The sequence below is a fragment of the Acidimicrobiales bacterium genome (genome assembly GCA_035316325.1).
Taxonomy (GTDB): Bacteria; Actinomycetota; Acidimicrobiia; order Acidimicrobiales; family VFJN01; genus DASXTK01.
In genome coordinates this window covers 1-23586 of sequence record DATHJB010000056.1, presented here as the reverse complement: position 1 = coordinate 23586, position 23586 = coordinate 1, and the positions used below count along the sequence as shown (strand labels likewise).

The 23586-nt window shown below is 74.1% G+C and carries 24 protein-coding genes; 11 read left to right on the top strand and 13 right to left on the bottom strand.

Translation table 11 applies throughout. The features are described 5' to 3' along the window. The first annotated feature begins 170 nt into the window (after positions 1-170). Positions 171-1832: a class I tRNA ligase family protein gene (locus tag VK611_07720; protein HMG41203.1), complete on the top strand. Its 1662-nt coding sequence runs from the start codon at positions 171-173 to the stop codon at positions 1830-1832. Here the strand turns inward: VK611_07720 and VK611_07715 are convergent. The 10 genes from VK611_07715 to VK611_07670 form a co-directional block, all read right to left on the bottom strand. Beyond that, the gene (locus VK611_07715) at positions 1818-2699 is read right to left on the bottom strand and encodes an LLM class F420-dependent oxidoreductase (GenBank protein ID HMG41202.1); all 882 of its coding nucleotides are present in this window, start codon (positions 2697-2699) and stop codon (positions 1818-1820) included. The genes VK611_07720 and VK611_07715 overlap by 15 nt on opposite strands. Position 2700: 1 nt before the next feature. Further along, positions 2701-3075: a VOC family protein gene (locus VK611_07710; GenBank protein HMG41201.1), complete on the bottom strand. Its 375-nt coding sequence runs from the start codon at positions 3073-3075 to the stop codon at positions 2701-2703. 16 nt (positions 3076-3091) lie between these two features. Continuing rightward, entirely contained in the window at positions 3092-4378 is a 1287-nt protein-coding gene (locus tag VK611_07705; GenBank protein HMG41200.1) for an acyl-CoA dehydrogenase family protein, read from the bottom strand. Between the two features lie 80 nt (positions 4379-4458). Next, positions 4459-5763 (bottom strand): nicotinate phosphoribosyltransferase, encoded by a 1305-nt coding sequence (locus tag VK611_07700; GenBank protein HMG41199.1) that lies wholly within the window; start codon positions 5761-5763, stop codon positions 4459-4461. 13 nt (positions 5764-5776) lie between these two features. Continuing rightward, complete coding sequence (locus VK611_07695) at positions 5777-6205, bottom strand: hypothetical protein (protein HMG41198.1); 429 nt, start codon at positions 6203-6205, stop codon at positions 5777-5779. Positions 6206-6362: 157 nt separating this feature from the next. Further along, positions 6363-6893 (bottom strand): N-acetyltransferase, encoded by a 531-nt coding sequence (locus VK611_07690; protein HMG41197.1) that lies wholly within the window; start codon positions 6891-6893, stop codon positions 6363-6365. A 21-nt stretch (positions 6894-6914) separates the two neighbouring features. After that, positions 6915-7301 (bottom strand): VOC family protein, encoded by a 387-nt coding sequence (locus VK611_07685; protein HMG41196.1) that lies wholly within the window; start codon positions 7299-7301, stop codon positions 6915-6917. A gap of 11 nt (positions 7302-7312) precedes the next feature. Next, positions 7313-7993 carry a hypothetical protein gene (locus VK611_07680; GenBank protein HMG41195.1) on the bottom strand — a complete coding sequence of 227 codons (681 nt, stop codon included), beginning with the start codon at positions 7991-7993 and terminating at the stop codon, positions 7313-7315. 200 nt (positions 7994-8193) lie between these two features. After that, positions 8194-9549: a sulfatase gene (locus VK611_07675; GenBank protein ID HMG41194.1), complete on the bottom strand. Its 1356-nt coding sequence runs from the start codon at positions 9547-9549 to the stop codon at positions 8194-8196. Between the two features lie 32 nt (positions 9550-9581). Further along, the gene (locus VK611_07670) at positions 9582-10157 is read right to left on the bottom strand and encodes a TetR/AcrR family transcriptional regulator C-terminal domain-containing protein (protein ID HMG41193.1); all 576 of its coding nucleotides are present in this window, start codon (positions 10155-10157) and stop codon (positions 9582-9584) included. A gap of 76 nt (positions 10158-10233) precedes the next feature. On the opposite strand from VK611_07670, the gene VK611_07665 reads away from it, so the two are divergent. After that, positions 10234-12672 (top strand): glycoside hydrolase family 3 C-terminal domain-containing protein, encoded by a 2439-nt coding sequence (locus VK611_07665; protein ID HMG41192.1) that lies wholly within the window; start codon positions 10234-10236, stop codon positions 12670-12672. Here VK611_07665 and VK611_07660 read toward each other — a convergent pair. Then, a complete protein-coding gene (locus VK611_07660) occupies positions 12649-13770 on the bottom strand; it encodes a winged helix DNA-binding domain-containing protein (GenBank protein HMG41191.1) in 1122 nt (373 codons plus the stop codon). The two genes, VK611_07665 and VK611_07660, sit on opposite strands and share 24 nt — an antisense overlap. 90 nt (positions 13771-13860) lie before the next feature. Between VK611_07660 and VK611_07655 the strand changes: the two genes are divergently transcribed. From VK611_07655 to VK611_07625, 7 genes are all read left to right on the top strand, one after another. Continuing rightward, a complete protein-coding gene (locus tag VK611_07655; GenBank protein ID HMG41190.1) occupies positions 13861-14523 on the top strand; it encodes a PadR family transcriptional regulator in 663 nt (220 codons plus the stop codon). 10 nt (positions 14524-14533) lie between these two features. After that, complete coding sequence (crcB, locus tag VK611_07650; protein HMG41189.1) at positions 14534-14968, top strand: fluoride efflux transporter CrcB; 435 nt, start codon at positions 14534-14536, stop codon at positions 14966-14968. Continuing rightward, entirely contained in the window at positions 14965-15339 is a 375-nt protein-coding gene (crcB, locus tag VK611_07645) for a fluoride efflux transporter CrcB (GenBank protein ID HMG41188.1), read from the top strand. Before crcB (VK611_07650) ends, crcB (VK611_07645) begins: the two co-directional genes overlap by 4 nt. A gap of 35 nt (positions 15340-15374) precedes the next feature. After that, positions 15375-15857, top strand: a complete 483-nt coding sequence (locus VK611_07640; protein ID HMG41187.1) for an FABP family protein — start codon at positions 15375-15377, stop codon at positions 15855-15857. 65 nt (positions 15858-15922) lie between these two features. Continuing rightward, positions 15923-17107, top strand: coding sequence for a lipase family protein (locus tag VK611_07635; GenBank protein ID HMG41186.1), 1185 nt, complete (start codon positions 15923-15925; stop codon positions 17105-17107). Then, positions 17095-17718: a TetR/AcrR family transcriptional regulator gene (locus VK611_07630; protein HMG41185.1), complete on the top strand. Its 624-nt coding sequence runs from the start codon at positions 17095-17097 to the stop codon at positions 17716-17718. Before VK611_07635 ends, VK611_07630 begins: the two co-directional genes overlap by 13 nt. 59 nt (positions 17719-17777) lie before the next feature. Then, a complete protein-coding gene (locus VK611_07625) occupies positions 17778-18176 on the top strand; it encodes a VOC family protein (GenBank protein HMG41184.1) in 399 nt (132 codons plus the stop codon). Here the strand turns inward: VK611_07625 and VK611_07620 are convergent. Next, positions 18166-18891 carry an AraC family transcriptional regulator gene (locus tag VK611_07620; GenBank protein ID HMG41183.1) on the bottom strand — a complete coding sequence of 242 codons (726 nt, stop codon included), beginning with the start codon at positions 18889-18891 and terminating at the stop codon, positions 18166-18168. The two genes, VK611_07625 and VK611_07620, sit on opposite strands and share 11 nt — an antisense overlap. A gap of 23 nt (positions 18892-18914) precedes the next feature. Continuing rightward, on the bottom strand, positions 18915-21962 hold the full coding sequence (locus VK611_07615; GenBank protein HMG41182.1) for a BTAD domain-containing putative transcriptional regulator: 3048 nt from the start codon (positions 21960-21962) through the stop codon (positions 18915-18917). Between the two features lie 84 nt (positions 21963-22046). On the opposite strand from VK611_07615, the gene VK611_07610 reads away from it, so the two are divergent. Both VK611_07610 and VK611_07605 read left to right on the top strand, forming a co-directional pair. Next, positions 22047-22838 (top strand): MBL fold metallo-hydrolase, encoded by a 792-nt coding sequence (locus VK611_07610; GenBank protein HMG41181.1) that lies wholly within the window; start codon positions 22047-22049, stop codon positions 22836-22838. Then, positions 22835-23586, top strand: a 752-nt coding sequence (locus tag VK611_07605; protein ID HMG41180.1) for a hypothetical protein, incomplete at its 3' end; no start/stop codon positions are given. The genes VK611_07610 and VK611_07605, both read left to right, overlap by 4 nt.

Sequence of the window (23586 nt, the reverse complement as noted above, 5' to 3'; positions counted from 1 at the left end):
GTTCGCCACTTGCGTTGTACCCGGGGTGCTGCTCGGCGTGGGCCAGCGTCGAGCCCCAACTGCCGGGTGGTGACCGCCGGTCGGTATCGATGGCGGCGGCGGTAACTCGTCGCGCCTCGGGGTGGGGGCACGGGTACCGTCGGGGCGATGACGTGTGAGGGGCCACTTCGGTGCCGGTGCCGTACGAGCACGCGGCGATCGAGCAGCGCTGGCAGGCGCGGTGGGCCGACGAGCGCGTCCATGAGGTCGACCCGGTAGCCAGCGCCGGCGGGGCTCGCCGGGTGTACAACCTGGTCGAGTTTCCCTATCCCTCCGCCGAGGGGCTGCACATCGGGCACGCGCTGACCTACTCCGGGGCCGACGTGTGGGGGCGTTACCAGCGCCGGCGGGGTCACACGGTGTTCCAGCCGATCGGCTTCGACGCGTTCGGCATCAACGCCGAGAACTACGCCCTGCGCGTCGGCGAGCATCCCCGCGACCTGATGGCCCGGACGACCGCCAACTACCGGCGCCAGCTGACGTCGCTGGGCTGCGCCTGGAGCTGGGACGCCACCTTCACCACCAGCGACCCCGACTACTACCGCTGGACCCAGTGGGTGTTCCTGCGCCTGTTCGAGGCGGGCCTGGCCTACCGGGCGGTCGCCCCGGTGCTGTGGTGCCGCTCGTGTCGGACCGTGCTGGCCCGGGAGCAGGTGGAGGAAGGCCGCTGCGAACGCTGCGCGACCGAGGTCGTGGAGCGGACGCTGCGCCAGTGGTTCCTGCGGACCACCGCGTATGCCCAGCGGCTGCTGGACGGCCTGGCGACCCAGGACTGGCCGACCCCGGCGAAGAACCGGCAGCGGGCCTGGATCGGCCGGGACGGCGACCGCCTGCAGGACTGGCTGATCTCCCGGCAGCGCTACTGGGGCCCGCCCATCCCGATCGTGCACTGCGACCGCTGCGGCGAGGTGCCCGTGCCCGACGACGAGCTGCCCGTGCTGCTGCCCGACACCGACGACCCGGCCGCCCTGCTGGCGGGGTTCGCCGACTGGGTATCGGTCCCGTGCCCCCGCTGCGGAGGGCCAGGGAGCCGGGACACCGACGTGTCCGACACCTTCCTGGACTCCTCCTGGTACTACCTGCGCTTCCCCTCGGCCGACGTCGCCGACCGCCCCTGGGACCCCGATCGCACCGCCCGCTGGCTGCCGGTCGACCAGTACGCCGGTGGGCCCGAGCACGTCACCCGCCACCACCTGTACGCCCGCTTCGTCTGCATGGCGCTGCACGACCTGGGGCTGGTGCCCTTCGCCGAGCCGTTCCCCCGGCTGCGCCTGCACGGGATGCTGACGATGGGCGGCGCCAAGATGTCGAAGAGCCGGGGCAACGTGGTCAACCCCGACGAGATGATCGCCGCCCACGGCGCCGACGTGACGCGCCTGGCGCTGCTGTTCACCCGCCCGTGGGACGCCGACGGCGACTTCGACCCGGCCGTCGTCGTCGGCGTCGAGCGGTTCCTGGCCCGGACGTGGCGGATCGTCACCTCACCCGCCGCACCGGCCGCCCCCGACGACGACCCCTACCCCGAGGTCGACCTGGGCCCGACGATCGACCGGGTCACCCGCTCGATCGAGCGGATGCAGCTGAACACCGCCATCGCCGCGCTGATGACGCTGGTCGGGCGCCTGCAGTCCCGGATGACGCCCCCGTCGCCGGCCGCTCGGAGCACGCTGGTCGGACTGCTGGCGCCCTTCGCCCCGCACGTCGCCGAGGAGCTGTGGCGGCACCACCTCGGCCACACCACGTCGGTGCACGTGGCGCCGTGGCCGGCGTCGGCGCCGTCAACCCCCGGCTGAGAGCCCCAGCCGCTCGGCAGCGGTCGACAAAGCCGCGATGTGGTCGTCGACCGACGCCCCGGTGCCGACGGTGCCCATCGTGTTGACGCCGAGGTGGGTGGCGCCGGCGACCTGCCAGCGGGCGGCGTGGTCGGCGAAGCGGTCGGGGTCGGCAGCGTCCCAGTTGATGCGGCCCTCCATGCCGAGCTTCGCCGGGTCGCGCCCCGCGGCCTCGGCCGACGAGGCGATCACGGCGAGCGCCCGGTCGAGGTGGTCGCCCGGCGGGACCATCGGGAACCAGCCGTCGGCCAGGCGCCCGATGCGCCGGTACGCGGGCTCCGAGGCGCCGCCGATCCACACCGGGATCGGTCGCTGCACCGGCAGGGGTGCGAGGCCCGCCCCGGTCACGACGTCGTCCGGCCCCTCGTGGGTCACCGAGGTCTCGGTCCACAGCCGGCGCAGCAGGACGATCTGCTCGCCGAGGCGGCGCCCCCGGTCGCCGAACGACTTGCCCAGCGCCTCGTACTCCACGGCGTTCCAGCCCAGGCCGACGCCGAAGCGGAAGCGCCCCCGGGTGAGCAGGTCGACCTCGGCCGCCTGCTTGGCGACGAGCACCGTCTGGCGCTGGGGCAGGATGATGATGCCGGTCACCAGCTCCACCGACGTCACCCCGGCGAGGTAGCCGAACAGCACGAACGGCTCGTGGAAGGTGGTGGCCACGTCGTACGGCCCGGACCAGCCCTCGTGCACGGCCGGGTCGGCACCCACCACGTGGTCGTAGGCCAGGACGTGCCGGTAGCCGAGGCCCTCGACCGCCTCGGCGTACGCCCGGACGGCACCCACGTCGCCGCCCAGCTCGGACTGCGGGAACACCACGCCGATCTGCACGTCAGCGCACCCCCGCGTCGGCCGCGCCGGCCACCTGGTGGAGCTCGACCACGTTGCCGCTCGGGTCGGACACGAACGCCTGGAGACTCGTGCCGACCGGTTTCGGGTCGCTGACGTCGAGGCCCACGTCCCGCAGCTCGGCGACGGTGGCGTCGAGGTCGCCGACCTGCAGGGCGAAGTGCTGCCCCAGCCGGTCCGGCGGTGCGCCCTCGATCAGGTGGACCTGCTGCCCCCCGGCGTCGAGCCAGGCGCCGCCGAAGGAGAAGTCGGGTCGATCCGGGCGGGGGACGAGCCCCAGCCCCTCGACGTAGAACCGCAGCGCGGCCCCCACGTCGTCGACGTTGATGGACACGTGGTGCAGGGCGAGCGGTCGCACGCCCCCAGTGTGCCGGTCAGGCACCGCCGCGCGAGGCGACGAAGGCGAGCATGCGCTTCGAGTACTCCTCCAACGCCGGGTCCTCGGCGAAGAGCTTGGCGTACTTCTCCTGCGCCTTCTCCCGCTTGGCCGGGATGTACTCGGTGGGCCACAGGCCCTCGTGGGGCCGGTAGTCCTTGAGGACGTTGCGGGCCACGGTCACCTTGTGCACCTCGTCGACGCCGTCGGCGATGCCCATCGTCGGCGCCCCGGCGTACATGGCCTGCAGCGGGGTGAGGTTGGTGGTGCCCAGCGACCCCATGATGTGCAGCGCCCGGTACGACACCTCCCGCAGCGTCTTGGCCATCGTGTACTTGCAGGCGGCGATCTGGGTGCGGGCCTCCTGGGTGCTGGAGTTGTCGATGGTCCAGGCGGTCCACAGCACCATCAGCCGCAGCGACGTGATCTCGGCGTAGGAGTCGGCGATGGCCTCCTGCACCATCTGGTGCTCGCCGATCACCTTGCCGTGCGACTCCCGGCTGAGCGCCCGCTCGCACATCATGTCGAAGGCCCGCTTGCACTGGGCGATCGTCCGCATGGCGTGGTGGATGCGACCGCCGCCCAGTCGACGCTGGGCGAGGACCTTGGCGCCGTCCTCGGGGCCGAGCAGGTGGTCCAGCGGTACCCGCACGTCGTTGTAGACGATGTGGTTGTGGGTGTTGGGGAAGGGCTGGATCTCGACGCCGGGGGTCTTGCGGGGCACCACGAACATGCCGTTGGTGCACATCACGAACAGGATGTCGGCGGCCCGGCCGGCGCTGGTGAACCACTTCTCGCCGTTGATGACCCACTCGTCGCCGTCGCGCACGGCGTGCGTCTGGAAGAGGTTGGGGTCGGAGCCGCCCTGGGGTTCGGTCATCGAGTAGGCCGACCAGATCTCCTGGTTCATCAGGGGGTACAGCCAGCGCTGCTTCTGCTCCTCGGTGCCGTAGGCGGCGAGCATCTCCATGTTGCCGGTGTCGGGCGCGGCGGTGCCGAAGATGGCGGGCGCCGACGCGTAGCGGCCGAGGATCTCGTTGATCAGCGCCAGCTTCAGCTGGCCCAGGCCTGGCCCGCCGAGCTCCTCGTCGAGGAACAGCGCCCAGAGCCCACGGTCCTTCACCTGCTGCTGGAGGGGCTGCACCAGCGCCTTGACCTTGGGGTCGCGGGAGCGGACGGCACCCGGGAACACCAGGTCGAGCGGCTCGATCTCCGTCTCGCAGAACTCGGCCACCCAGTCCAGCTGTGCTTGGAACTCGGGTTCGGTGGAGAAGTCCCAGGCCATCGTCGTCCCCTTCGTCGCGCCGTTGATTCAAATGCATTACTAGCCGGTGCAGACGCATGCACGCCACTCGCCAGAGGGAATCAGGGGTGCGCCGCGTCGGCCTCGGCGGCCAGCTGCAGCAGTGCCGGCGAGAACGTCGCCGCCAGCGGTTCCGGCGACCGCAGCCGGCGTGCCACCGCCGGCAGCGCCTCCAGGTCCCGCCGGAACACCTGGCGATTCGCCTCGATCGTCGGCCGCTCGACGACCCGTCGGCCGTCCCGCACCATCGGCACCAGCAGCGGCTCGGCGTCGGCGACGACCTCGTCGCGGGCGGTGATCCGGTCGCCCTCGGGTGAGCGCCACACCTGCTTGGCGCCGGGGAAGCTGGCCTTGCCCGGCGACCGCTTGCGCACCGGCCGACCCTCGTAGCTCACCAGCTTGTAGGCCGTCTCGACCGTCGGGGCGTCGGCCGACACGCCGAGCTGGGAGCCCACGCCCACGGCGTCGATCGGCACCCCGGCCTGCACCAGCTCGGCGATCGAGTGCTCGTCGAGGCCGCCGCTGGCGAGGATCCGCACGTGCGGCAGGCCGGCGTCGTCGAGGATCGTGCGCGCCGACCGGGCCAGGCCGGCGAGGTCACCGCTGTCGAGCCGGACGCCGACGTCCTGCGCCAGCCCCAGCTCCCGGATCACGTCGGCCGCCGCCCGCACACCCTCGAGTGTGTCGTAGGTGTCGACCAGGAACGTCGCCCGGTCGGGGAACAGGCCGGCGAAGGTGCGGAAGGCGTCGCGCTCGCTGGGGAAGGCCTCGACGTAGGAGTGCGCCATCGTCCCCACGGCCGGCAGCCCGAAGCGCCGGGCCGCCGGCACGTTGCTGGTGCCGACGAAGCCGACCATGGCCGACACCCGGGCCACCGCCAGGGCCGCCTCTACGCCGTGGGTGCGGCGGAAGGCGAAGTCGGCCAGGGCGATGCGGCCCGCAGCGGCGTCGACGCACCGGGCCGCCTTGGTGGCGATGGCGGTCTGGTAGGTGACCTGGTTCAACACGATGGTCTCCACCAGCTGCGCCTCCACCAGCGGGGCCGTGATCTCCAGGATCGGCTCGCCCGCGGTGACGATCCGGCCCTCGGGCACGGCGTGGATCTCGCCGGTGAAGCGGACGTCGGCGAGGCGGGCGACGGCGTCGGGGCGGAAGCCGATCCCGCCCAGCCAGGCCAGCTCGTCGTCGTCGAACCGCAGGGCGCAGACCGCGTCGACGGCGTCGTCCACGCCCGCCGCCACCAGGTAGCCCCGGTCCGGTGGCAGGACCCGGGGGTAGAGGCTGAACACCGCCTCGCCGCCCATCCCCTGATCGAGGTAGCTGACCGCCATCGTCAGCTCGTAGAGGTCGCACGAGGTCCCGGTCACGGCCGGGTCGAGGCTAGACCCCGTTGCTGGTGGAGCGGTGCTTCGCCAGGGCCGACAGCACCGCCGACACCCACTCCGACGGCGCCGGCTCGTCGTGGTCGGCCTTGGCGTCCGTCATCAGCGCCAGCTCCACCGGGACGAGCGCCTCGGCCTGGAGCTGGTCGAGCGATCCGTGGCGGGCAGCGGCGTCGAGCACCTCGCCGGCGAGGTAGGCCCGGGCGCTCAGCCACACCGCCGACGGCCCGACGGCCCGGCTCATGTGGGCGATCCGGGCGTGGTGCAGGTCCTCGGCACACGCGTGCGACAGCAGGTTCGTCCACGCCCAGGCCGGGACGGGCCGGCGGTGCTCCAGCAGATGGTCGGCGTAGCGCCCGGCGAGCACCAGCTCGGCGTCGGCCACCAGCTCCTCGGGGTTGCCCCGGTGGGCCCTCCGACCGAACATGGCGCCTCCTCACAACGTGCTCACCGCACCACTTACCCAGCCACGACGTGGTCAAGCGCGCCAGGTCGGGCTTATCGGAAGTTGTCGGCGGGGGTTGTGCCGATCTCACGACGGAAGGCGGCGACGAAGGCGCTGGGAGTGGCGTTCCCGCCAGCGGCTACAGGCCGTCGAAGGCGGCGGCGTAGTGGAAGGTGCCGGTGAGGTCGGTGGTGTGGGCGGTCAGCGGGCGGACCTGGAAGTACTCGCCCCACGCCGGGTCGGGTGGGGCGATGCCGTGGCGGGTCGACAGGGCGAAGCCGAACCGCCCGTAGTAGTCGGGCTCGCCCAGCAGCGCGACGAGGGGCTCGCCCAGCGCGTCGGCGGCGCCGAGGACGGCGTGCATCAGCGCCGAGCCGACGCCCCCACGCTGGTGCTCCGGCCGCACGCCGAGCGGCCCGAGGCCGAGCGCGGGCTGCCCGCCGGGGTCGAGGTGACCCCGGCTGCAGACCACGTGGCCGACGACCAGGCCGTCGACCACAGCCACGAACGCCAGGCCCGGCACCACCGCGCCCGACGCCCGCAGCTGGTCGACCAGCGTCACCTCCACCGGTTCGGCACCGGTGTCGTCCGGCACCGACGACGCGAACGCCGCGGCGTGGACCGCCCGCACGTCGTCCGCATCTCCCGGGGTCTCGAGGCGCACCAACATGGCCGTGATGTCTAGTCCCGGCTACATGGCCATGTGGATGAACGACCACTGGTGGCCGTCGAGGTCGAGGAAGCCTCGCATGTACATGAAGCCGTCGTCCTGGGGCTCGCCCAGCTCCCGGCCGCCGGCGGCGACGACCTTGTGGAGCATGTCGTCGACCTGCTCCCGGCTGTCGGCCGCCAGGCCCACGATCACCTCACGGGCCTGCGAGGTGTCGACCACGTCGAGCGGCACAACGAAGCCCCCGAAGATCGGCTCCGTGACCAGCATCACCGACGTCTCGTCGCCGAGGATCATGCGGGTGCCGTTCTCGTCGGTGAACTGCTCGTCGAACACGAAGCCGAGAGCGGAGAAGAACTCGACCGCCTTGGGCAGGTCCTTCACGGGAAGGTTGATGAACGTCTGCACGGTGGTCTCCTTCAGGCTTCGACGAGGGTCTTGAGGGCGGTGAGGCGCTCGCGCCAGTAGGACTTGAGGCGGGTGACCTCGGCGGCGTCGGCGAGCTTCTCGTGGATGATCGCCACCTGGGTCTTCGTGTCGCTCTTGGCGGCGAAGGCGACGACGATGCGGCTGGCACCGCCGTTCCAGTCGGCCCGGAACGACTTGGGCGAGGTAGCCGTGCGGACGGCGACCTCGGCGTCGGGCAGCCACCGCTCTCGCACCGTCTCGTCGGCGAAGGCTTCGAAGGCCACCTCCGGCGTGACGGCCACGGTGCGGCTGGCGCTGGCGGTGAAGTCGCCGGCGTGGTTCTGGCCGATCGCCCGCAGGCCGCGGGCGTGTTCGTACGCCACCGAGACGCTCTGCGACGACCAGCTGTCGACACCCTGCTCGGTGCGCAGCCAACGGGCGATCTCGGTGTGGTTGTGGTCGGTGGCACCCCAGGCGTCGAGCAGCGCGAACCACTCGTCCCAGGCGCGGCCGGTGCGCTCGCGGATGGCGGTGTCGGAGATCCTCGCCGCCTCCAGCTCGGGCTCGGTCGGCGAGGCGGGCACTGTGGGGCTCACCTTCACCAGGAGTTGGCGACGGGCGGCGGCATAGCTCTCGCCGGTCTTGCCCATGCGGGTGCGGATGCGGGTCTTGAACGACCTCTGCTTGGTCATCTCGTGCTCCTCGTCACGGCACGGGCCCGCAGGACTCACGCTCCCGTCGGCCCCGCCGGACAGGGCGGATGACACAGCAACACCGATCCCGAGGACTCGAAGTCCCCTTTGCCTCCGCGAGGCCGGTGGCGTGAGCACCGGATGAGAGGTGGGGCGCAGGACGGCGCCACGGGGAACGATAACCCGAACGACCGCCGATGTCAGCCGCGGTGGGGGAGGTCGTACTCGGCCGCGTAGTAGGGGTGGGTGGGGTCGTAGGTGGTGAGGGTGCGGCGACGGATGTCGGGGACGCGGCCGATGGGGCGGACGTCGGCGCCCACCCGGTCGAGGCGGGCGTCGCCCAGCGACCGGCGGGCCTGCTCGGCGTGGGCCTCCAGCTCGGCGACCACCGCAGGGTTCGACGACAACACGTCGGTCGTCTCGCCGGGGTCGGCCTCCAGGTCGTACAGCCCCGCCACAGCCTCGCCGTGCTTGGCGAAGTGGAGCTTCCAGCGGCCCGACCGCACCGCCTCCAGGTCGTCCATGAAGTAGTAGAGGAACGCCTCGTGCGGCGACGTCGCCGCCGGGTCGAGCAGCAGCGGCGTGATGTCGCGGCCGTCGATGGTGCGGTCGGTCGGCAGCGGCGCCTCGCACAGCCGGGCGAGCGTGGGGAAGAGGTCCATGGCGGTCGCCAGCTCCTCCGTCACCCGCCCCGGCGCCACCCGGCCGGGCCAGCGCACGATGCACGGCACCCGCTGCCCGCCCTCCCACGTGGTGCCCTTGGCGCCCCGCAGCGGCAGGTTGCTGCCACCGCCCACCCCACGTGAGCCGTTGTCGCTGGTGAAGATCACGATGGTGTCGTCCGCCAGCCCCAGCGCCTCCAGCTCCTGCAGGACGACCGCCGTCGCCCAGTCGATCGACTCGACCGCCGCCCCGTAGGCCCCGTTGCGGGACTGCCGGGCGAAGCGCTCCTGGACGTAGATCGGCAGGTGGACGTACATGTGCGCCAGGTAGAGGAAGAACGGCCCCTCCGCCGCGGAGCGCAGGAAGCGGACGGCCTCGGTGACGTAGCGCCCGGTGAGCGACGCCTGGTCCGGCTGCTGCTCGACCACCTCGTCGTCCCACAGGAGGGGCAGCGGCGGGTAGCCGGCGCCGTTGGCATCGTCGCCCGCCTGGCGGCCCATGTCGTTGCTGTAGGGGAGCCCGAAGTAGTGGTCGAAGCCGTGGTTGGTGGGCAGGAACTCGGGCTGGTCGCCGCAGTGCCACTTGCCGATCATCATCGTGCGGTAGCCCGCCGACGACAGCAGCCGGCCGAGGCTGACCTCGTCGGGAGGCAGGCCGATCGGCTGGCCGGGGAACAGCACGGGGATCCCGTCGAACGACCCGAACCCGATCCGGGGCGGGTAGCACCCGGTGAGCAGGGCACCCCGCGACGGCGAGCACACCGGCGAGGCCATGTAGAAGTCGTCGAAGCGCAGGCCCTCGTCGGCCAGCCGGTCGAGGGTGGGCGTGCGGTTCAGCGGCGAGCCGTAGCAGCCGAGGTCGCCGTAGCCCAGGTCGTCGCAGTTGATCAGCACGACGTTGGGCTGTCGGGGCGGATCGGCGGCGGTCAGCGGAGCTCCTCCAGCTCGTGCTCGAGGGCGACGATCACCCAGTCGATCTCCCGCTCGAAGCGCCCGTCGGGGTCGCCGGCCGGCCCGCCGGTGCCGAGCTCGTCCTGGGCGTTGATCCACACCACGCCCGCCAGGAACTGGAAGGCCTGCCGGGCGTGGCGCTCGGGGAAGCCGGCGTCGACCAGCCGAGCGACGGCGCGGTCGACCACTCCGAGGAACCAGCTCGTCTCGGGCAGGTCGAAGGTCAGCGGGAGGTAGCGCTCGCCGTGGGCCAGGCGCCAGGCCCGGGCGGCCCGGGCGAAGTCGCGCAGCCAGTCCTGCCAGCTCGTGTGCCCGTCGGCGGGGACGGCGAAGGGGGAGACCGGCGAGTAGGCGGCGATGCGGCGCAGCTCCTCCACGTCGTGGACGTAGTGGTAGATCGCCGCCCGGGTGACGCCGAGGGCGTCGGCTACGGCCTGGACCGTGAGCCCGGTGGGACCGAGCTTGGCAGCGGCCTCGGCCACCTGGTCGCGGGTGATCCGGGGCGGTCGGCCCGTCCGTCGCGCGGCAGCTTTCGTCGTGGTCCCCAGCACGGAGCCAGAGGCTACCAGCGACTTATCTACGGCCGTCGAAAAGTGCCGTTAGCGTAGCTCCGAAGGGGGGACGGACATGGACCTCGAGCGGCTCACGCTGGACGAGAGATGCCGGCTGCTGGGCGGCGCGACGACGTGGCGGACCCACGGCATCGAGCGCCTCGGCATCCCTCCGGTCACGATGTCCGACGGCCCCAACGGCGTGCGGGGCGAGCCGGTGGGCGCGTCGTTCGTCGAGAGCGTGGCGGTGCCGGTCGGCATCGCCCTCGGGTCGACCTGGGACCCCGAGCTGGTGGGCGCCATCGGCGACCTCCTCGGCCGCGAGGCCCGGCGCAAGGCCGTCCACGTGCTGCTGGGCCCCACCGTGAACCTCCACCGCACGCCCATCGGCGGCCGGGTGTTCGAGAGCTTCTCCGAGGACCCCGAGCTGACGGCCCGCCTGGCGGTCGCCTACGTGCGGGGCGTCCAGGCCCACGGCGTCGCGGTGGCGGTGAAGCACTTCGTGGCCAACGACACCGAGGTCGAGCGCATGTGGGTCGACGTCCGGCTGGCGGAGTCGACCCTGCGGGAGCTGTACCTGCGCCCGTTCGAGGCCGTCGTCCGGGAGGCCGGGGCGTGGGGGATCATGGCCGCCTACAACCGGGTCGACGGGGAGTTCTGCGCCCACAACGGCCACCTGCTGCGGGAGATCCTGCGCGACGAGTGGGGCTTCGACGGCTTCGTGGTGTCCGACTGGATCGGCGCGCACGACACTGTCGCCGCCGCCGAGGGCGGGCTCACGGTGGCGATGCCGGGCCCGATCACCGTGTTCGGCGAGCAGCTGGCCGACGCCGTGCGCAAGGGTGAGGTCGATCCGGCGGTGGTGGATGCCCGGGTCGCCGAGCTGCAGTGGCTCCTGGCCCGCACCCACGCCGCGTCGCGCCCCTCCGGCGTCACCCCGCAGGCCGTCGACGACCCCGACGAGCGGGCGCTGTGCCGGCGGGCCGCGATCGCGTCGCTGGTGCTGGTGGTCAACCGCGACGGCACGCTGCCGCTGGCGGCGGGGGCGCGGGTGGCGGTGATCGGGCCCAACGCCGCCCGCACCCGGATCATGGGCGGCGGGAGCTCGTCGCTCGACCCGCTGCCGTACCCGTCGATCCTCGACGCCCTCGTCGACCGTCTCGGCGCAGCCGTGGTGGCTCACGCACCCGGCTCGTCGATCGACGTCCTCGCGCCGCGCATCGGTGGACCGGCGCTGCGTGCGCCCGACGGCCAGCCGGGCCTGCTGCTGGTGGAGTTCCGTGACGGCTCGGACCCCGAGGTCGAGCCGGTGGCGTACGACGTGGTCCGCACGTCGAGGTTCATGAGCTTCGGCAACACCCCGGAGGGCATCGGCGACCGCGAGTTCTGGGTGACGCTCGTCGGCGACGTCGTCCCCGACCACGACGGGCCCCACGTCTTCGGGGCGATCGTCGCCGGCAAGGGCCGCGTCACGGTGGGCGACACCGTGGTGCTCGACGACCCCGACCGGCGCCTGCCCCGGGGCGAGTGGATGTTCGGCTGGGGCTCCGAGGAGCAGACCGCCGTCGTCGACTGCCGGGCCGGGGAGCCGCTCCGGGTGCAGGCGATCTCGAGCGGCATCCAGGGCTTCACCGGCCTGACGCTCGGCGCCCGGTTGCTCGACCCGCCGCCGCTCCTCGACGAGGCCGTCGCCGCGGCCGCGTCGTGCGACGTGGCGGTGGTCGTCGTCGGCACCAACGACGAGTGGGAGACCGAGGGCACCGACCGCGCGACGATCGCCCTGCCCGGCGACCAGGACGAGCTGGTGCGCCGGGTGGCCGCCGTCGCGCCCCGCACGGTCGTGGTGGTCAACGCCGGGTCGCCGGTGGCGATGCCGTGGGTCGACGAGGTCGACGCCGTGCTGGTCGCCTCGTTCGCCGGGGAGGAGACCGGGCCCGCCGTCGCCGCCGTACTGGTGGGCGACGCCGACCCCGGCGGCCGCCTGCCGGTCACCTACCCCCGGCGGCTGGAGGACTGCCCCGCCTGGCCCCACTACCGGCCGGTCGCCGGCACCCAGACCTACGGCGAGGGCCGCTTCATGGGCTACCGGGGCCACGACGCGTCGGGCGTGGAGCCGCTGTGGCCCTTCGGTCACGGCCTCTCGTACGGCACGTCGCGGTGGGAGGGCGCCCGGCTCTCGACGTCCGGGGTCGCGGCCGACGCCGAGGGCCCGGTGACCGTGGCGGTCGACGTGACGGCGACAGGGGAGCGGCCGGCCACCGAGGTCGTCCAGGTCTACGCCACCCACCCCTGCCCGGAGATGCCCCCGAAGGCGCTGGTCGCCTTCGCCCGCACCGTGGTCCCGCCGGGCACGACGACCACCGTGTCGGTCGACGTTCCCGTCGCGTCGCTCCGCCGCTGGGACGACGTCGGCGGCCACTGGACGATCGACCCCGGCGACCGCGAGATCCTCGTCGCCGCCTCTGCGGGCGACATCCGCGCCCGGCTGCCCCTACGCGTGGTCGACCGGCAGTAGCCGCACGTCGCGACGGCCGGCGTCGGGGTGGGTGAACGCCAGCAGGCGGTCGCACTCGGCCTCGACGGCGGCCCGGTCCGCCGGCGCCAGCGGGCGCAGCGGCTGCACCGCCAGCACGACGGAGTCGTCGTCCCGGCCGTCAGGACGCGCCACCGTCCACGTCGCCGCGACCGTGCCGTCGACGAGGACCGTGGCCCACACCGCGGCGCCCTCGCACACCACGCGGCGGACCTCGGGGGTCATCACCCGGGTGCGGTCGGCGTAGGCCAGCAGCGGGGCGTCGAACGGGGGCAGGAACCGCACCGGCGCCGGGACGTCGGCGGGCGGCCTCGGGGCGTCGGGCAGGTCGAACAGCACCCGGCCCGACTCGTCGGCGTCGACCCGCAGCTCCCGCCGCAGGTCGGCGAACACCTCCCGCAGCCCGCCGATCCCGGACCAGGCCCGGGCGTCGGCCGCGGTCGCCGGTCCGAAGGCTGCCAGGTAGCGCCGGACCAGCCGCCGCCGGTCGTCGGCCGTGGCCTCCTGCCCGTCGACGCCGGTCCAGTCGGCGGCGGCGCAGGGCGTCGGCCCGCGGCTGTTCCAGGTGCCGCTGGGGGCCGGGTGGACCAGCGGCAGCAGGTACTGCACCGTCCAGCCGAGGGCGTTGGCGTCGGCGTCCGGCCGGGACTCGGCGAGCCGCCGGCCCAGCTCGGGGCGGGTCAGCACCTGCCCGTCCGCCAGCAGCTCCCGGGTCTCGGCGACCAGGGCGTCGAGGTCGACGCCCTCGGTGCGGCGCCCGAAGGCGTTGCGCTGCACCCGGCGCAGCAGTGGGGCCAGCGCCGGCCGCAGCAGCCGGAAGTCGGCCACCGTCACCAGGTGCTGGGTGGACCGCAGCAGGGTCGAGCGCACGACGGATCGGTCCTCGATGGCGGCCGTCAGGTCGCCGATGGCGAACGGCTCGAGGCGGCTCCAGAGGGCGACGTACGGCGGGTTCGGGTCCTGGGCGTTCAGTCCGAGCAGCCGCTCGACGGCCTCGGTCACCCCCAGATCGGCCCGCCGGAGCAGCAGCTGTCGCTCCAACACCGCCCGGTTGAGCGCCCTCGGCGTCACGACGTCCATCGCTGGCGATCCTATGAGGTTGGGATTCGATAGTTAGCGATATATCGTTCAGCTATCGAAAGACAGTCGACCTTCAGGAGACAGAGAAACATGCGCAACTTCGACAGACCAACCAACCGGCCCTTCGACCGTCGCTACGGGCGCGGGCCGGGTCCGGGGCCGGGACGTTCCGGTCGCCCCTTCGGCGCCTGGGACCAGGTGTTCCCGCCCGGGGCCTTCGGTCGGGGACCGGGCCGCGGCCGTCACGGCGGCGGTCGCCGGGGCCGACGCGGCGACGTCCGCGCCGCCATCCTCGCCCTCCTCGTCGAGCAGCCGATGCACGGCTACGAGATGATCCAGGAGCTGGACTCCCGCACCGGCGGCATCTGGCGACCGAGCCCCGGCTCCGTCTACCCGACGCTGCAGCTCCTCGAGGACGAGGGGCTCGTCGTCGGCGAGCAGGTGGAGGGCCGCCGGCGCTTCACCCTGACCGACGCCGGGCGCGAGGTCGCCACCAAGGCCGCCGAACGCCCCCCGTGGGCCGACTACGCCGACGCCGAGGCGGCCACCGAGGCGCACGGGCTACGGGAGGCCGTCGGCGGCATCCTCAACGCCCTGCGCGAGGTGGGCATGGCCGGCAGCGACCGGCAGCGGGCCGAAGCCATGGACGTCCTCAAGGACACCCGGCGGAAGCTCTACGCCATCCTCGCCACCGACGAAACCGACGACACCGCCGACACCGATGACACCGAGGAGCCCCCGGCCGACGGGTAGAACCGGGGCCGTGGAGCCCGACGACGTCGTCATCCCCGTCGACCCCGACCTCGCCCCGGCAGTTCCCGGCACGCTCGCCGTGATCGCCCTGGGCGGGATGGTCGGGGCGTCGGCGCGGTACGGCGTCACCCGCTGGCTCCCCACCGACCCCGGGCGGTTCCCCTGGGCGACGTTCTGGACCAACCTGTCCGGCAGCTTCCTCCTGGGCCTGCTCCTGGTGCTGGTGATCGAGCGCCTCCCGCCGACCCGCTACCTGCGCCCCTTCGTCGCCACCGGCATCCTCGGGGCGTTCACCACCATGTCGACCTACGCGGTGGAGACCGCGCTCCTGCTGAAGGACGGCCACACGGCCACCGCGCTCCTCTACGGCGTCGGCAGCCTGGCGGCGGGCCTCGCCCTCGCCGCGGCCGGCATCCGGGTGGGCCGCCGGGGAGCGCCGACGTGACGGGACCCGCCTGGGCGGCGTTCCTCGCCGCCGCCGCCGTCGGCGCACCCGCCCGCTACCTGCTCGACGGCTGGGTCCAGGACCGCACGGCCGGCGCCTTCCCGTGGGGGACGTTCACCGTCAACGTCACCGGCTGCTTCCTGCTCGGCCTGCTCACCGGGCTCGGCCTCCACCACGACCTCGACGCCACCACCCGCACCGTCCTCGGCACCGGCGGGCTCGGCGCCTACACCACCTTCTCCACCCTCACCTTCGAGACCGTCCGCCTCGCCGAGGAGGGCGCCCTCGACGACGCCGTGCGCTACGCCGGCACGAGCCTGCTGGTGGGTCTCGCCGCCGCCTCCCTCGGCCTCGCCCTCACCAGCCTCTGACCGGCGCCCCCGGGCAGGGGGCGTACGGTCGGGGCGTGGAACCCGAGCTTCATCCTGACGTCGCCGCCCTGGCGTGCCTGCTGGGCACCTGGTCCGGCGAAGGCACCGGCCACTACCCGACGATCGAGCCGTTCGGCTACCGGGAGGAGATCAGCTTCGGCCACGTCGGCAAGCCCTTCCTCGCCTACCGGCAGGGAACCGTCAACCTCGGCACCGGGCTGCCCGCCCACGCCGAGACCGGCTACCTGCGTGGGGTCGGCGACGGGCGGGTCGAGCTGGTGCTGGCCCACCCGAGCGGGATCGCCGAGGTGGCCGAGGGCACGGTCACGGTGACGGCCGACGGCGTCGAGCTGCGGCTGACCTCCACCAGCGTGACCCACACGTCGACCGCGAAGGACGTGCAGAGCGTGGCCCGCACGATCACGGTCGCCGGCGACGTCCTGCGCTACGACCTCGCCATGGGTGCCGTCGGCCAGCCCCACCAACCCCACCTGACGGCCGAGCTGCGCCGCGGGTAGGTTTGCGAACAAGGTTGTTCGACAAGTGGGGGGACACCATGGGGATCGGACGCGGGTGCGCAGCGATGGCCGCAGGACTGCTGTTCGTCGGCCTGTCGGCGTGCAGCGACGACGGCGACGGTGACAGCGGCGCTCCGTCGGACACGACCACCACGACGACCGTGCCGCCGGAGCAGTTCACCGGGTCGGTGGACGACTTCTACCGGGTGCCCGACCCGCTGCCGGAGGGGGAGCCGGGCCAGCTGATCCGGACCCAGGACGTCGAGTCGGACGGCGGGTCGACCACCATCCGGGTGATGTACCACTCGCAGGACGCCTCCGAGCGCGACCGGGCCGTCACCGGCATCGTCACCTACCCGACGGCGCCCGCCCCCGAGGGTGGATGGCCGGTGGTCTCCTGGGCCCACGGCACCACGGGCGTGGTGTCGAAGTGCGCGCCCAGCCGCACGGGCGGCGCCGCGCCCGCCTTCGGGGTCGAAGGCGTGGCGGTGGCCACCGACTACGTGGGCCTCGGCCCGGTCGGCGAGATCCACCCCTACCTCTCGAAGCCGAGCGAGGGCAACGCCGTCATCGACGCCGTGCGGGCCGCCCGGAACCTGCCCGAGGCCCACGCCGGCACCCGCTGGGTGGCGATCGGCCACTCCCAGGGCGGCCACGGCGCGCTGGCGGCCGCCGAGCTGGCCGCCGACCACGCCCCCGAGCTCGACCTGATCGGCACGGTGGCGTTGGCGCCGGGGTCGGACCTCGACAAGACGTTCGGCCCCGCCGACGAGGTCGTGGCCCGGGTGGTCGGGGCGCTCGCCCTCTACAGCGCCCCCAGCGAGCACCCCGAGATCGACCCGGACGACTACGCCGGCCCGGGCCTCCAGGCGGCCGCCGGCATGATCCTCGAGGAGTGCCTCGACGCCATCAGCATCCCCCTGGCCGCCATCCCGGCCGAGGACTTCTACGCCCACGACCCGGTCGACACCGAGCCCGCCCGGTCGTTGGTGCGGGCCAACGACGTGGGCGACGTCGCCGTCGACGCCCCGCTGCTGCTGGTGTCCGGCACCGCCGACACCACGGTGGCGATCGACCGGGTGCGGATGCTGTTCGGCCGGCTCTGCGACGCCGGCCAGGTCACCGAGCTGGTGGTGGTCGACGGCGCCGACCACGGGAACATCATCCCCCGCACCGAGGCCCAGGTGACCGAGTGGCTCACCACCCGCTTCGCCGACGGCACCCCACCCGTCGACTCGTGCCCGCCCTGACCGGAGCCGAACGCCTCCCGCGGGGCCGTCACGACCTCAGCCGGGAGGAGGTCGAGGCGTCGCAGCGGGCGCGGCTGCTCATGGCGCTGGCCACGGCGATGACCGAGAAGGGCTACGTCGGGACGTCGGTGGCCGACGTGCTGAAGCGGTCCGGTGTCGGGCGGGAGACCTTCTACCAGCTGTTCTCCTCGAAGCTCGACTGCTTCATGCAGGCCTTCGACGCCGCCGGCGAGCTGTTGCTGCACCGGATCGAGGAGGCCGCCGTCGAGGCCGAGGGCACGCCGCTGGAGCGCTTCGAGCACGCCTTCGGCACCTACCTCGACATCCTGGCCGAGCAGCCGGCCCTCGCCCGGGTGTTCCTGGTGGAGGTCTACGCGGCCGGCCCCGAGGCGCTGGCCCGCCGCGCCGCCCTCCAGGAACGGATCGTCGACCGGCTGGCCCTCCTGCTCGATGCCCGCCACGAGGGCGACCGCTTCGCCTGCCAGGTGCTCGTCGCCGCCGTCGGCTCCCTCGTGACGACCCCCCTCCTCACCGACGACACCGCCGCGCTCCGGGCCCTGCGGACCAAGGTCGTCGGCCTGGTGCGCGCCATCCTCGCCACCCGGGAGTGAGTCGGGGGCATGTCCGATCCGTTCAAGACCCGGCGGGCGGGGTTCCTTACGTTGGCGTCATGACACCTGTTCCCTCCGCCTTCGGGCTGGTCGCCGGCGACCTGCCCCGCACCCTCGCCTTCTACCGGGCCCTCGGGCTCGACATCCCGCCCGACGCCGACGAGGCGCCGCACGTCGACGTCCCCCTGCCGGGCGGCTTCCGCCTGATGATCGACAGCGTCGACACGATCACCTCGTTCGACCCCAGCTGGTCGCCCCCGACCGGCTCGCCACGGGCCGGCCTCGCCTTCGAGTGCGACAGCCCGGCCGACGTCGACAAGACCTACGCCGAGCTGGTGGACGCCGGCTTCGACGGCCACCTCGAGCCGTGGGACGCCTTCTGGGGCCAGCGCTACGCCAGCCTGCGCGACCCCGACGGCACCGGCGTCGACCTCTTCGCCGCCCTCCCTACCGGGTAGGTCCGCTGGTCCGGCTCCCGACGAGGCGACCGAGAGGGCGGCCGGCGAGGGCCCGGACCTCCCGGGCGAGGTGGGCCTGGTCGGCGTAGCCGGCGTCGGCGGCGGTGCGGGCGAACGCCGTGCCGTCCCGGGCGAGGGCGAGCGCCCGCTGCAGGCGGCGGATCCGGGCCAGGACCTTGGGCCCGTAGCCGAAGGCGGCGAGCGACCGGCGGTGGAGCTGGCGCTCGCCGAGGCTCACGGCGTCGGCGACCTCGGCCACCCGCACGCCGTCGTCGAGCAGCTCGACCACCTGCTGCATCGCCCCGTCCGGGCCCGACCCGGCCGCCAGGCGGGCGGCGGCCCAGCGTTCGAGCCGCCGGTCGGCGTCGGTGCCGCCGGCGGCGTCCAGAGAGTCGGCCAGCCGCTCGACCTCGTCACCGGGCAGGAGGTCGGCGAGCGGCACGCGCTCGTCGCGCACGGCGTCGGCCGGGAAGCCGAGGACCGCCGGGCCCACGCCGGAGTCGAACCGCACGGCCACCAGCGAGGTGCCGGCCGGCAGGGCGCTCGGGTTGGGGCCGGTGTCGGGGCCGGCGACGGCCAGCTCGTGGCCGTCCCAGATCACGTCGAGGCACCCGTCCGGCAGCACCCAGTGCGACGACCCGTCGGTCGTGCGCGTCCACACCGTGCCGGCCACCCCGGCCGACCGACGCTCCCGGTAGCGACCGTCGTCGCTCATCGGCTCAGCCTGCCACGCAAACGTCAGGAACGGATGCGGCGGCGCAGGCGGCGGGTCGCGTCCGAGGGTTCGACGCCCAGCTCGGCCAACGCGGCGAGGCCGCGGTCGAGCCGGCGTTGGGCGGCGGAGCGGTCGCCGCGGGCCAGCGCCGTGGCGGTGAGCACCCCGTGGGCGTCCTCGGCCCACTGGTCGACGTCGAGCGCCCGTCGGGCGACCTTCTCGGCGTGGTCGAGGTCGCCGTGGCCGAGCAGCAACTGCCCCGCCCGGACGGCGGCGCGCACGAACCGGGTGCCGTAGTGCTCCCGGTCGAGGTCGATCCACTCGGCGTCGGCGGCGTCGGCGTGGAGCGGCCCCCGGTACAGGTCGACCGCGGCGAGGTGGTGCTCCAGGGCCAGCGACGGCGTGCCGTCGTCCTCGGCACCGGCCGCCAGGTCGACGTGCCGGTCGAAGGCGTCGACGTCGATGCGCAGCTCGCCCCCGGCGACCAGCTCGATCCGCGTCCCCTCCGTGCGCACCAGGTAGCCGGGCTCACCCGCCGGCCGCCACGGCTCCAGCACCCGCTGGAGGTAGTTCAGAGTGACCCGGAGGTTGTTGGCCTGGGAGCGCTCGTCGAGGTCGGGCCACAGCGTGGCGGTGACCTCGGCCCGGGTGGTGGCCCGGTGCCCGACGAGGAACGCCAGCAGGGCCCGGACCCGCTCCCGGCGCAGGTCGGTGTCGGTGACCTCCGGGCCGGTCGGTCCGTCGCGGCGGAGCTCGAGCGGGCCGAGCACGGCGAGCCAGGTCGCCGTCGGCGGGGGAGCGGGCACCGCGGCCAGCAGTGCCCGGGCCTGCTTCGCCTGCCCGCCGTCGCGGTGCTCGGCCAGGCCCCGCACGGCCGCCCGCCCCGGTGCGCCGAGGACGTCGAGGAGCGCCGGCCCCTCCGGCCGACCGGCGGCCGCCAGCCCGACGGCCAGCTCGGCGGCGAAGCGGTGGTGGAGGTGGGCCCGCACGACCTCGATGTCCGGCACGTCGAGGGCGCGCAGCTCGTCGGCCCCCCGACCCGAGCGGGCCGCGACGACGCCGGCGCAGAGCCGCACCGGCAGCGCCAGCCCGGCGGCCGGGGCCACCTCGTCCCAGTGCTCCCGGGTCCCCGGCAGCAGCACGTAGGTGAGCGGCAACGAGCCCCGCCACGTCCGGCGGGCGATGTTGTTGTCGAAGCCGTGGAGGTCGATCGCGGTCTGCAGCACCGTCGCGGCCTGGTCCTCGTCGCCCTCGGCCACCAGGACCGTCGCCGCGGCGAGCGCGCCCGGCACGCCGAGCTCGTCGGCCCACGAGGCGTCCGGCGCGTCCAGCTCCTGCAGGTAGCCGCGCGCCGTGGCGACGTCGCCGACGTGGGCGAACGCGGCACCGGCCGACACCAGGGCCAGCCGGCGGTTGTGGGCGACCCCGGCCGCCGCCTGCTGCTCCACGGCCCGGGGCAGCAGGGCCATTGCCTCGTCGACCCGACCGACGTTCGACAACGCCCCGATCCGGAGGTACTCCACGATGGCCCGCATGACGGGGTCGGTGCCGGCGTCGACGGCGTCGAGCACGTCGAGGGCCGCCGCGGGACGACCCGTCGACAGCAGGATGCGGGCCTTCAGCCACTGGGCCGACGCGGTCCATCCGGCGTCGAGCACCCCCGGCTCGATGCTGTCCAGGGCGGCGATCACGCCGTCGTCGTCGCCGGTCACGTCCGCGAAGACGGCCCGCCCGAAGGTCGACAGCCCGCCCGCCAGGGGGTGGCCGGTCTCGGCCAGCTCGTTCACCCGGACGGCGATCGGCGCCACCACCTCCAGGTCCTGGAGCCACCAGGCGACCCGTCCCAGCTCGGCGAGCCCGGCCAGCTCGGCGTCGACGTCGCCCTCGGCGCGGCACCGCTCGGCGGCCACCTGCAGCGGCCCGATGGCGTCGCCCGGCGTGACGAACCCGGCGTGCATCCCGGCGGCGAGGCAGCCGGCCGGGGTGGTGCGCACCGGCTCCGGGCTGGCCGCCAGCCAGCGCTGCAGCTGGGCCGACGTGGGCCGGTCGCCGGCGAGGCAGGCCGCCCGCAGCACACCGGGGGCCAGGTCCCACAGGCCCGCCTCGGCGACGAGCCCGTAGGCGTCGTCGTAGCGCCCCCGCTCCACCAGGTGCCCGACGGCTCGCCCCCGCACCGCGGCCCGGTCGGCGTCGGCGAGGCCGATGCCGTCGACCGTGTGCCACAGGGCGTGCGGCACCCGCCAGCCGTCCTCGCCCACGGCGACCAGCGGCACGCCGTCGAGCACCCGGCCGAGGTCGACCGGCTCGCCCAGCGCCGCCGCGGCCAGGTCGTCGTCGGCGCCGCCCAGGTCGCGCAGCACGGCCAGGGTCCGCCGGCGCTCGGCTCCGAGCGGCTCGAGCACCTCCTCCCACACGTAGGCGCCCGCCAGGTGGCGCTCCACGCTGGCCGCCAGCTCGGCCATGGCGGGCCAGCCGCCGGTGTCGCGGAACCGGTCGACGTCGACACCGCGGCGGGCGCCGAAGTCGGCCAGCTCCCCGTCGGAGAAGCGCAGCTCGTCCTCGCCCACCACCAGGGCGGCACCCTGGGTGCGCAGCCGGGTGAGGGGGATCGGGGGTTCCGTGCGGCCGGCCAGCACGACGTGGGCGTTGGCGGGCAGGTGGTCGACGAGCTCGCCCAGCCAGCGGGCCCCGTCGGAGCCCGGCGGGAGCACGTGCACGTCGTCGAGGACCAGGCACAGCGCCGTGGGGGACCGCTGCCACACGACGTCGGCGACTGCCACGGGGTCGTGGCCCTGCTCGGGTGGGGCACCGAGCGCCCGGGCGACCGCCCGGCCCAGGCCGTCGCCGGTGGCGTCGCGGGCCTCGACGCCGACCCACACGTCGTCGCCGCGGGGCGCCAGCAGGTTCTCGGCCAGCGCCTGGCCCAGCAGCGTCGTCTTGCCGAGGCCGGGGCCGCCGACGACCGCCACCACCCGTCGCTCCCAGCGGGCGAGCAGGGCGCGCAGCAGCCGCGGCCGGGTCAGCAGGCCGGGTCGGGGGGTCGGCGGCCCGAAGCGGAACGAGCTGGGCATTCGGGGCCACACCGTACGGCTGAGCACCGCTTCGCGCTCGCTAATGGGCGCCGCAGATGCTGCGGGCGAAAGGAGGGGCCGCTCATGGATACCCGGCTCGACGAGATCACCGACGGCATCTACCGCCTGTCCACGCACCTGCCGGGCGTGGTGCCGGCGCACGGCGGCCTCACCGTGAACCAGTTCCTGGTGCTGGCCGACGAGCCGCTGCTGTTCCACAGCGGCCCGCGCTGGCTGTTCTCGGGCGTGGTGGCCGCCCTGGCGCGGGTCCTGCCGGTGCCCCGGCTGCGCTGGCTGTCGTTCGGTCACGTCGAGGCCGACGAGTGCGGGGCGATGAACCTGCTGCTGGCGGTGGCGCCGGCCGCGGAGGTGGCGTTCGGGGCGCGGGGCTGTCGGATGTCGCTCGACGACATGGCCGACCGCCCGCCCCGGCGCCTGGCCCCCGGCGAGGCGATCGACCTGGGTGGGCGGCGGGTGGTGGCGGTCCCGACCCCGCACGCGCCCCACAACATGGAAGCGCAGGTGCTGGTGGAGGAGACCACCGGCACGGTGCTGTGCGGCGACCTGTTCACCCAGCTCGGCCCGGCGCCCGCGTTCACGACCGGCGACATCGTCGCCGCGGCGCTCGAGGCCGAGGCGGTGCTGACGACGGCGCCACCCGGACCGGCGGTCCCCAGCGCGCTGCGGCGGCTGGCGGCCTTCGAGCCCCGGACCCTGGCGACGATGCACGGCTCCGCCTACGAGGGCGACGCCGTCACCGCGCTGACCGATCTGGCCGACGCGTGGGAGGTGCGGTTCGGCGGAACCGACCCCGCGCGTCGGTCCGACAACCCCGGAGCACCCGGGCGACCCGACAACAAGGAGACAGCATCATGAGGACACCATCGCTCAGGACCGTCGTGGCGGCTCTGGCCGTCGCCACGCTGGTCGCGGCGGGCTGCGGCGACGATGACGACGACGCCGCCGGCACCACCGACGACACCGAGGCCCCAACCGACAGCGGCACCGACGAGGGCGCGGGCTCGGACACCGAGGCGTACTGCGAGGCGTCGCTGGCCATCGAGACGCTCCCGGAGCCCGAGATCGACTTCGCGACCGCGTCCGAGGAGGAGATCGGTACCGCCTACCAGGCGTGGGCCGAGGCGGACCTGCGGCCGGCTGTCGACGCGGCCCTGGCAGTCATCCCCGAGGAGATCGGCGAAGAGGCCGACGTCATGTCCGCCGCGATCGACCAGATGATCGCCGGCGACCCGGCGGCCACCGAGTCGCCCGACTTCGTCGCCGCCGAGACCTCGGTCCACGAGTACGACCTCGGCAACTGCGGCTGGACCAGCCACGAGGTGTCGGCCGTCGACTACGGCTTCGAGGGCATCCCCGACGAGGTGCCGGCCGGTGTCACCAGCTTCGAGTTCAGCAACGGGGGCGCCGAGGTCCACGAGCTGATCCTGGCCAAGAAGAACGACGGTGTGACCGACAGCGCCGAGGACCTGCTCGCCCTCCCCGAGGAGGAGGCGATGACCAAGGTCACGCTCCTCGGTGCGCCGGCGTTCGCCCCGCCCGGTGAGGGCGACTACAAGGTCGCCGACCTGGAGCCGGGCGACTACATCGCCGTGTGCTTCATCCC

Coding starts and splice junctions, on each gene's coding strand:
- VK611_07705 (HMG41200.1), bottom strand. CDS start 4,378: ATGGCCTGGGACTTCTCCACCGAACCCGAGTTCCAAGCACAGCTGGAC.
- VK611_07695 (HMG41198.1), bottom strand. CDS start 6,205: ATGTTCGGTCGGAGGGCCCACCGGGGCAACCCCGAGGAGCTGGTGGCC.
- VK611_07690 (HMG41197.1), bottom strand. CDS start 6,893: ATGTTGGTGCGCCTCGAGACCCCGGGAGATGCGGACGACGTGCGGGCG.
- VK611_07680 (HMG41195.1), bottom strand. CDS start 7,993: ATGACCAAGCAGAGGTCGTTCAAGACCCGCATCCGCACCCGCATGGGC.
- VK611_07665 (HMG41192.1), top strand. CDS start 10,234: ATGGACCTCGAGCGGCTCACGCTGGACGAGAGATGCCGGCTGCTGGGC.
- VK611_07660 (HMG41191.1), bottom strand. CDS start 13,770: ATGGACGTCGTGACGCCGAGGGCGCTCAACCGGGCGGTGTTGGAGCGA.
- VK611_07655 (HMG41190.1), top strand. CDS start 13,861: ATGCGCAACTTCGACAGACCAACCAACCGGCCCTTCGACCGTCGCTAC.
- VK611_07635 (HMG41186.1), top strand. CDS start 15,923: ATGGCCGCAGGACTGCTGTTCGTCGGCCTGTCGGCGTGCAGCGACGAC.
- VK611_07625 (HMG41184.1), top strand. CDS start 17,778: ATGACACCTGTTCCCTCCGCCTTCGGGCTGGTCGCCGGCGACCTGCCC.
- VK611_07620 (HMG41183.1), bottom strand. CDS start 18,891: ATGAGCGACGACGGTCGCTACCGGGAGCGTCGGTCGGCCGGGGTGGCC.
- VK611_07615 (HMG41182.1), bottom strand. CDS start 21,962: ATGCCCAGCTCGTTCCGCTTCGGGCCGCCGACCCCCCGACCCGGCCTG.
- VK611_07610 (HMG41181.1), top strand. CDS start 22,047: ATGGATACCCGGCTCGACGAGATCACCGACGGCATCTACCGCCTGTCC.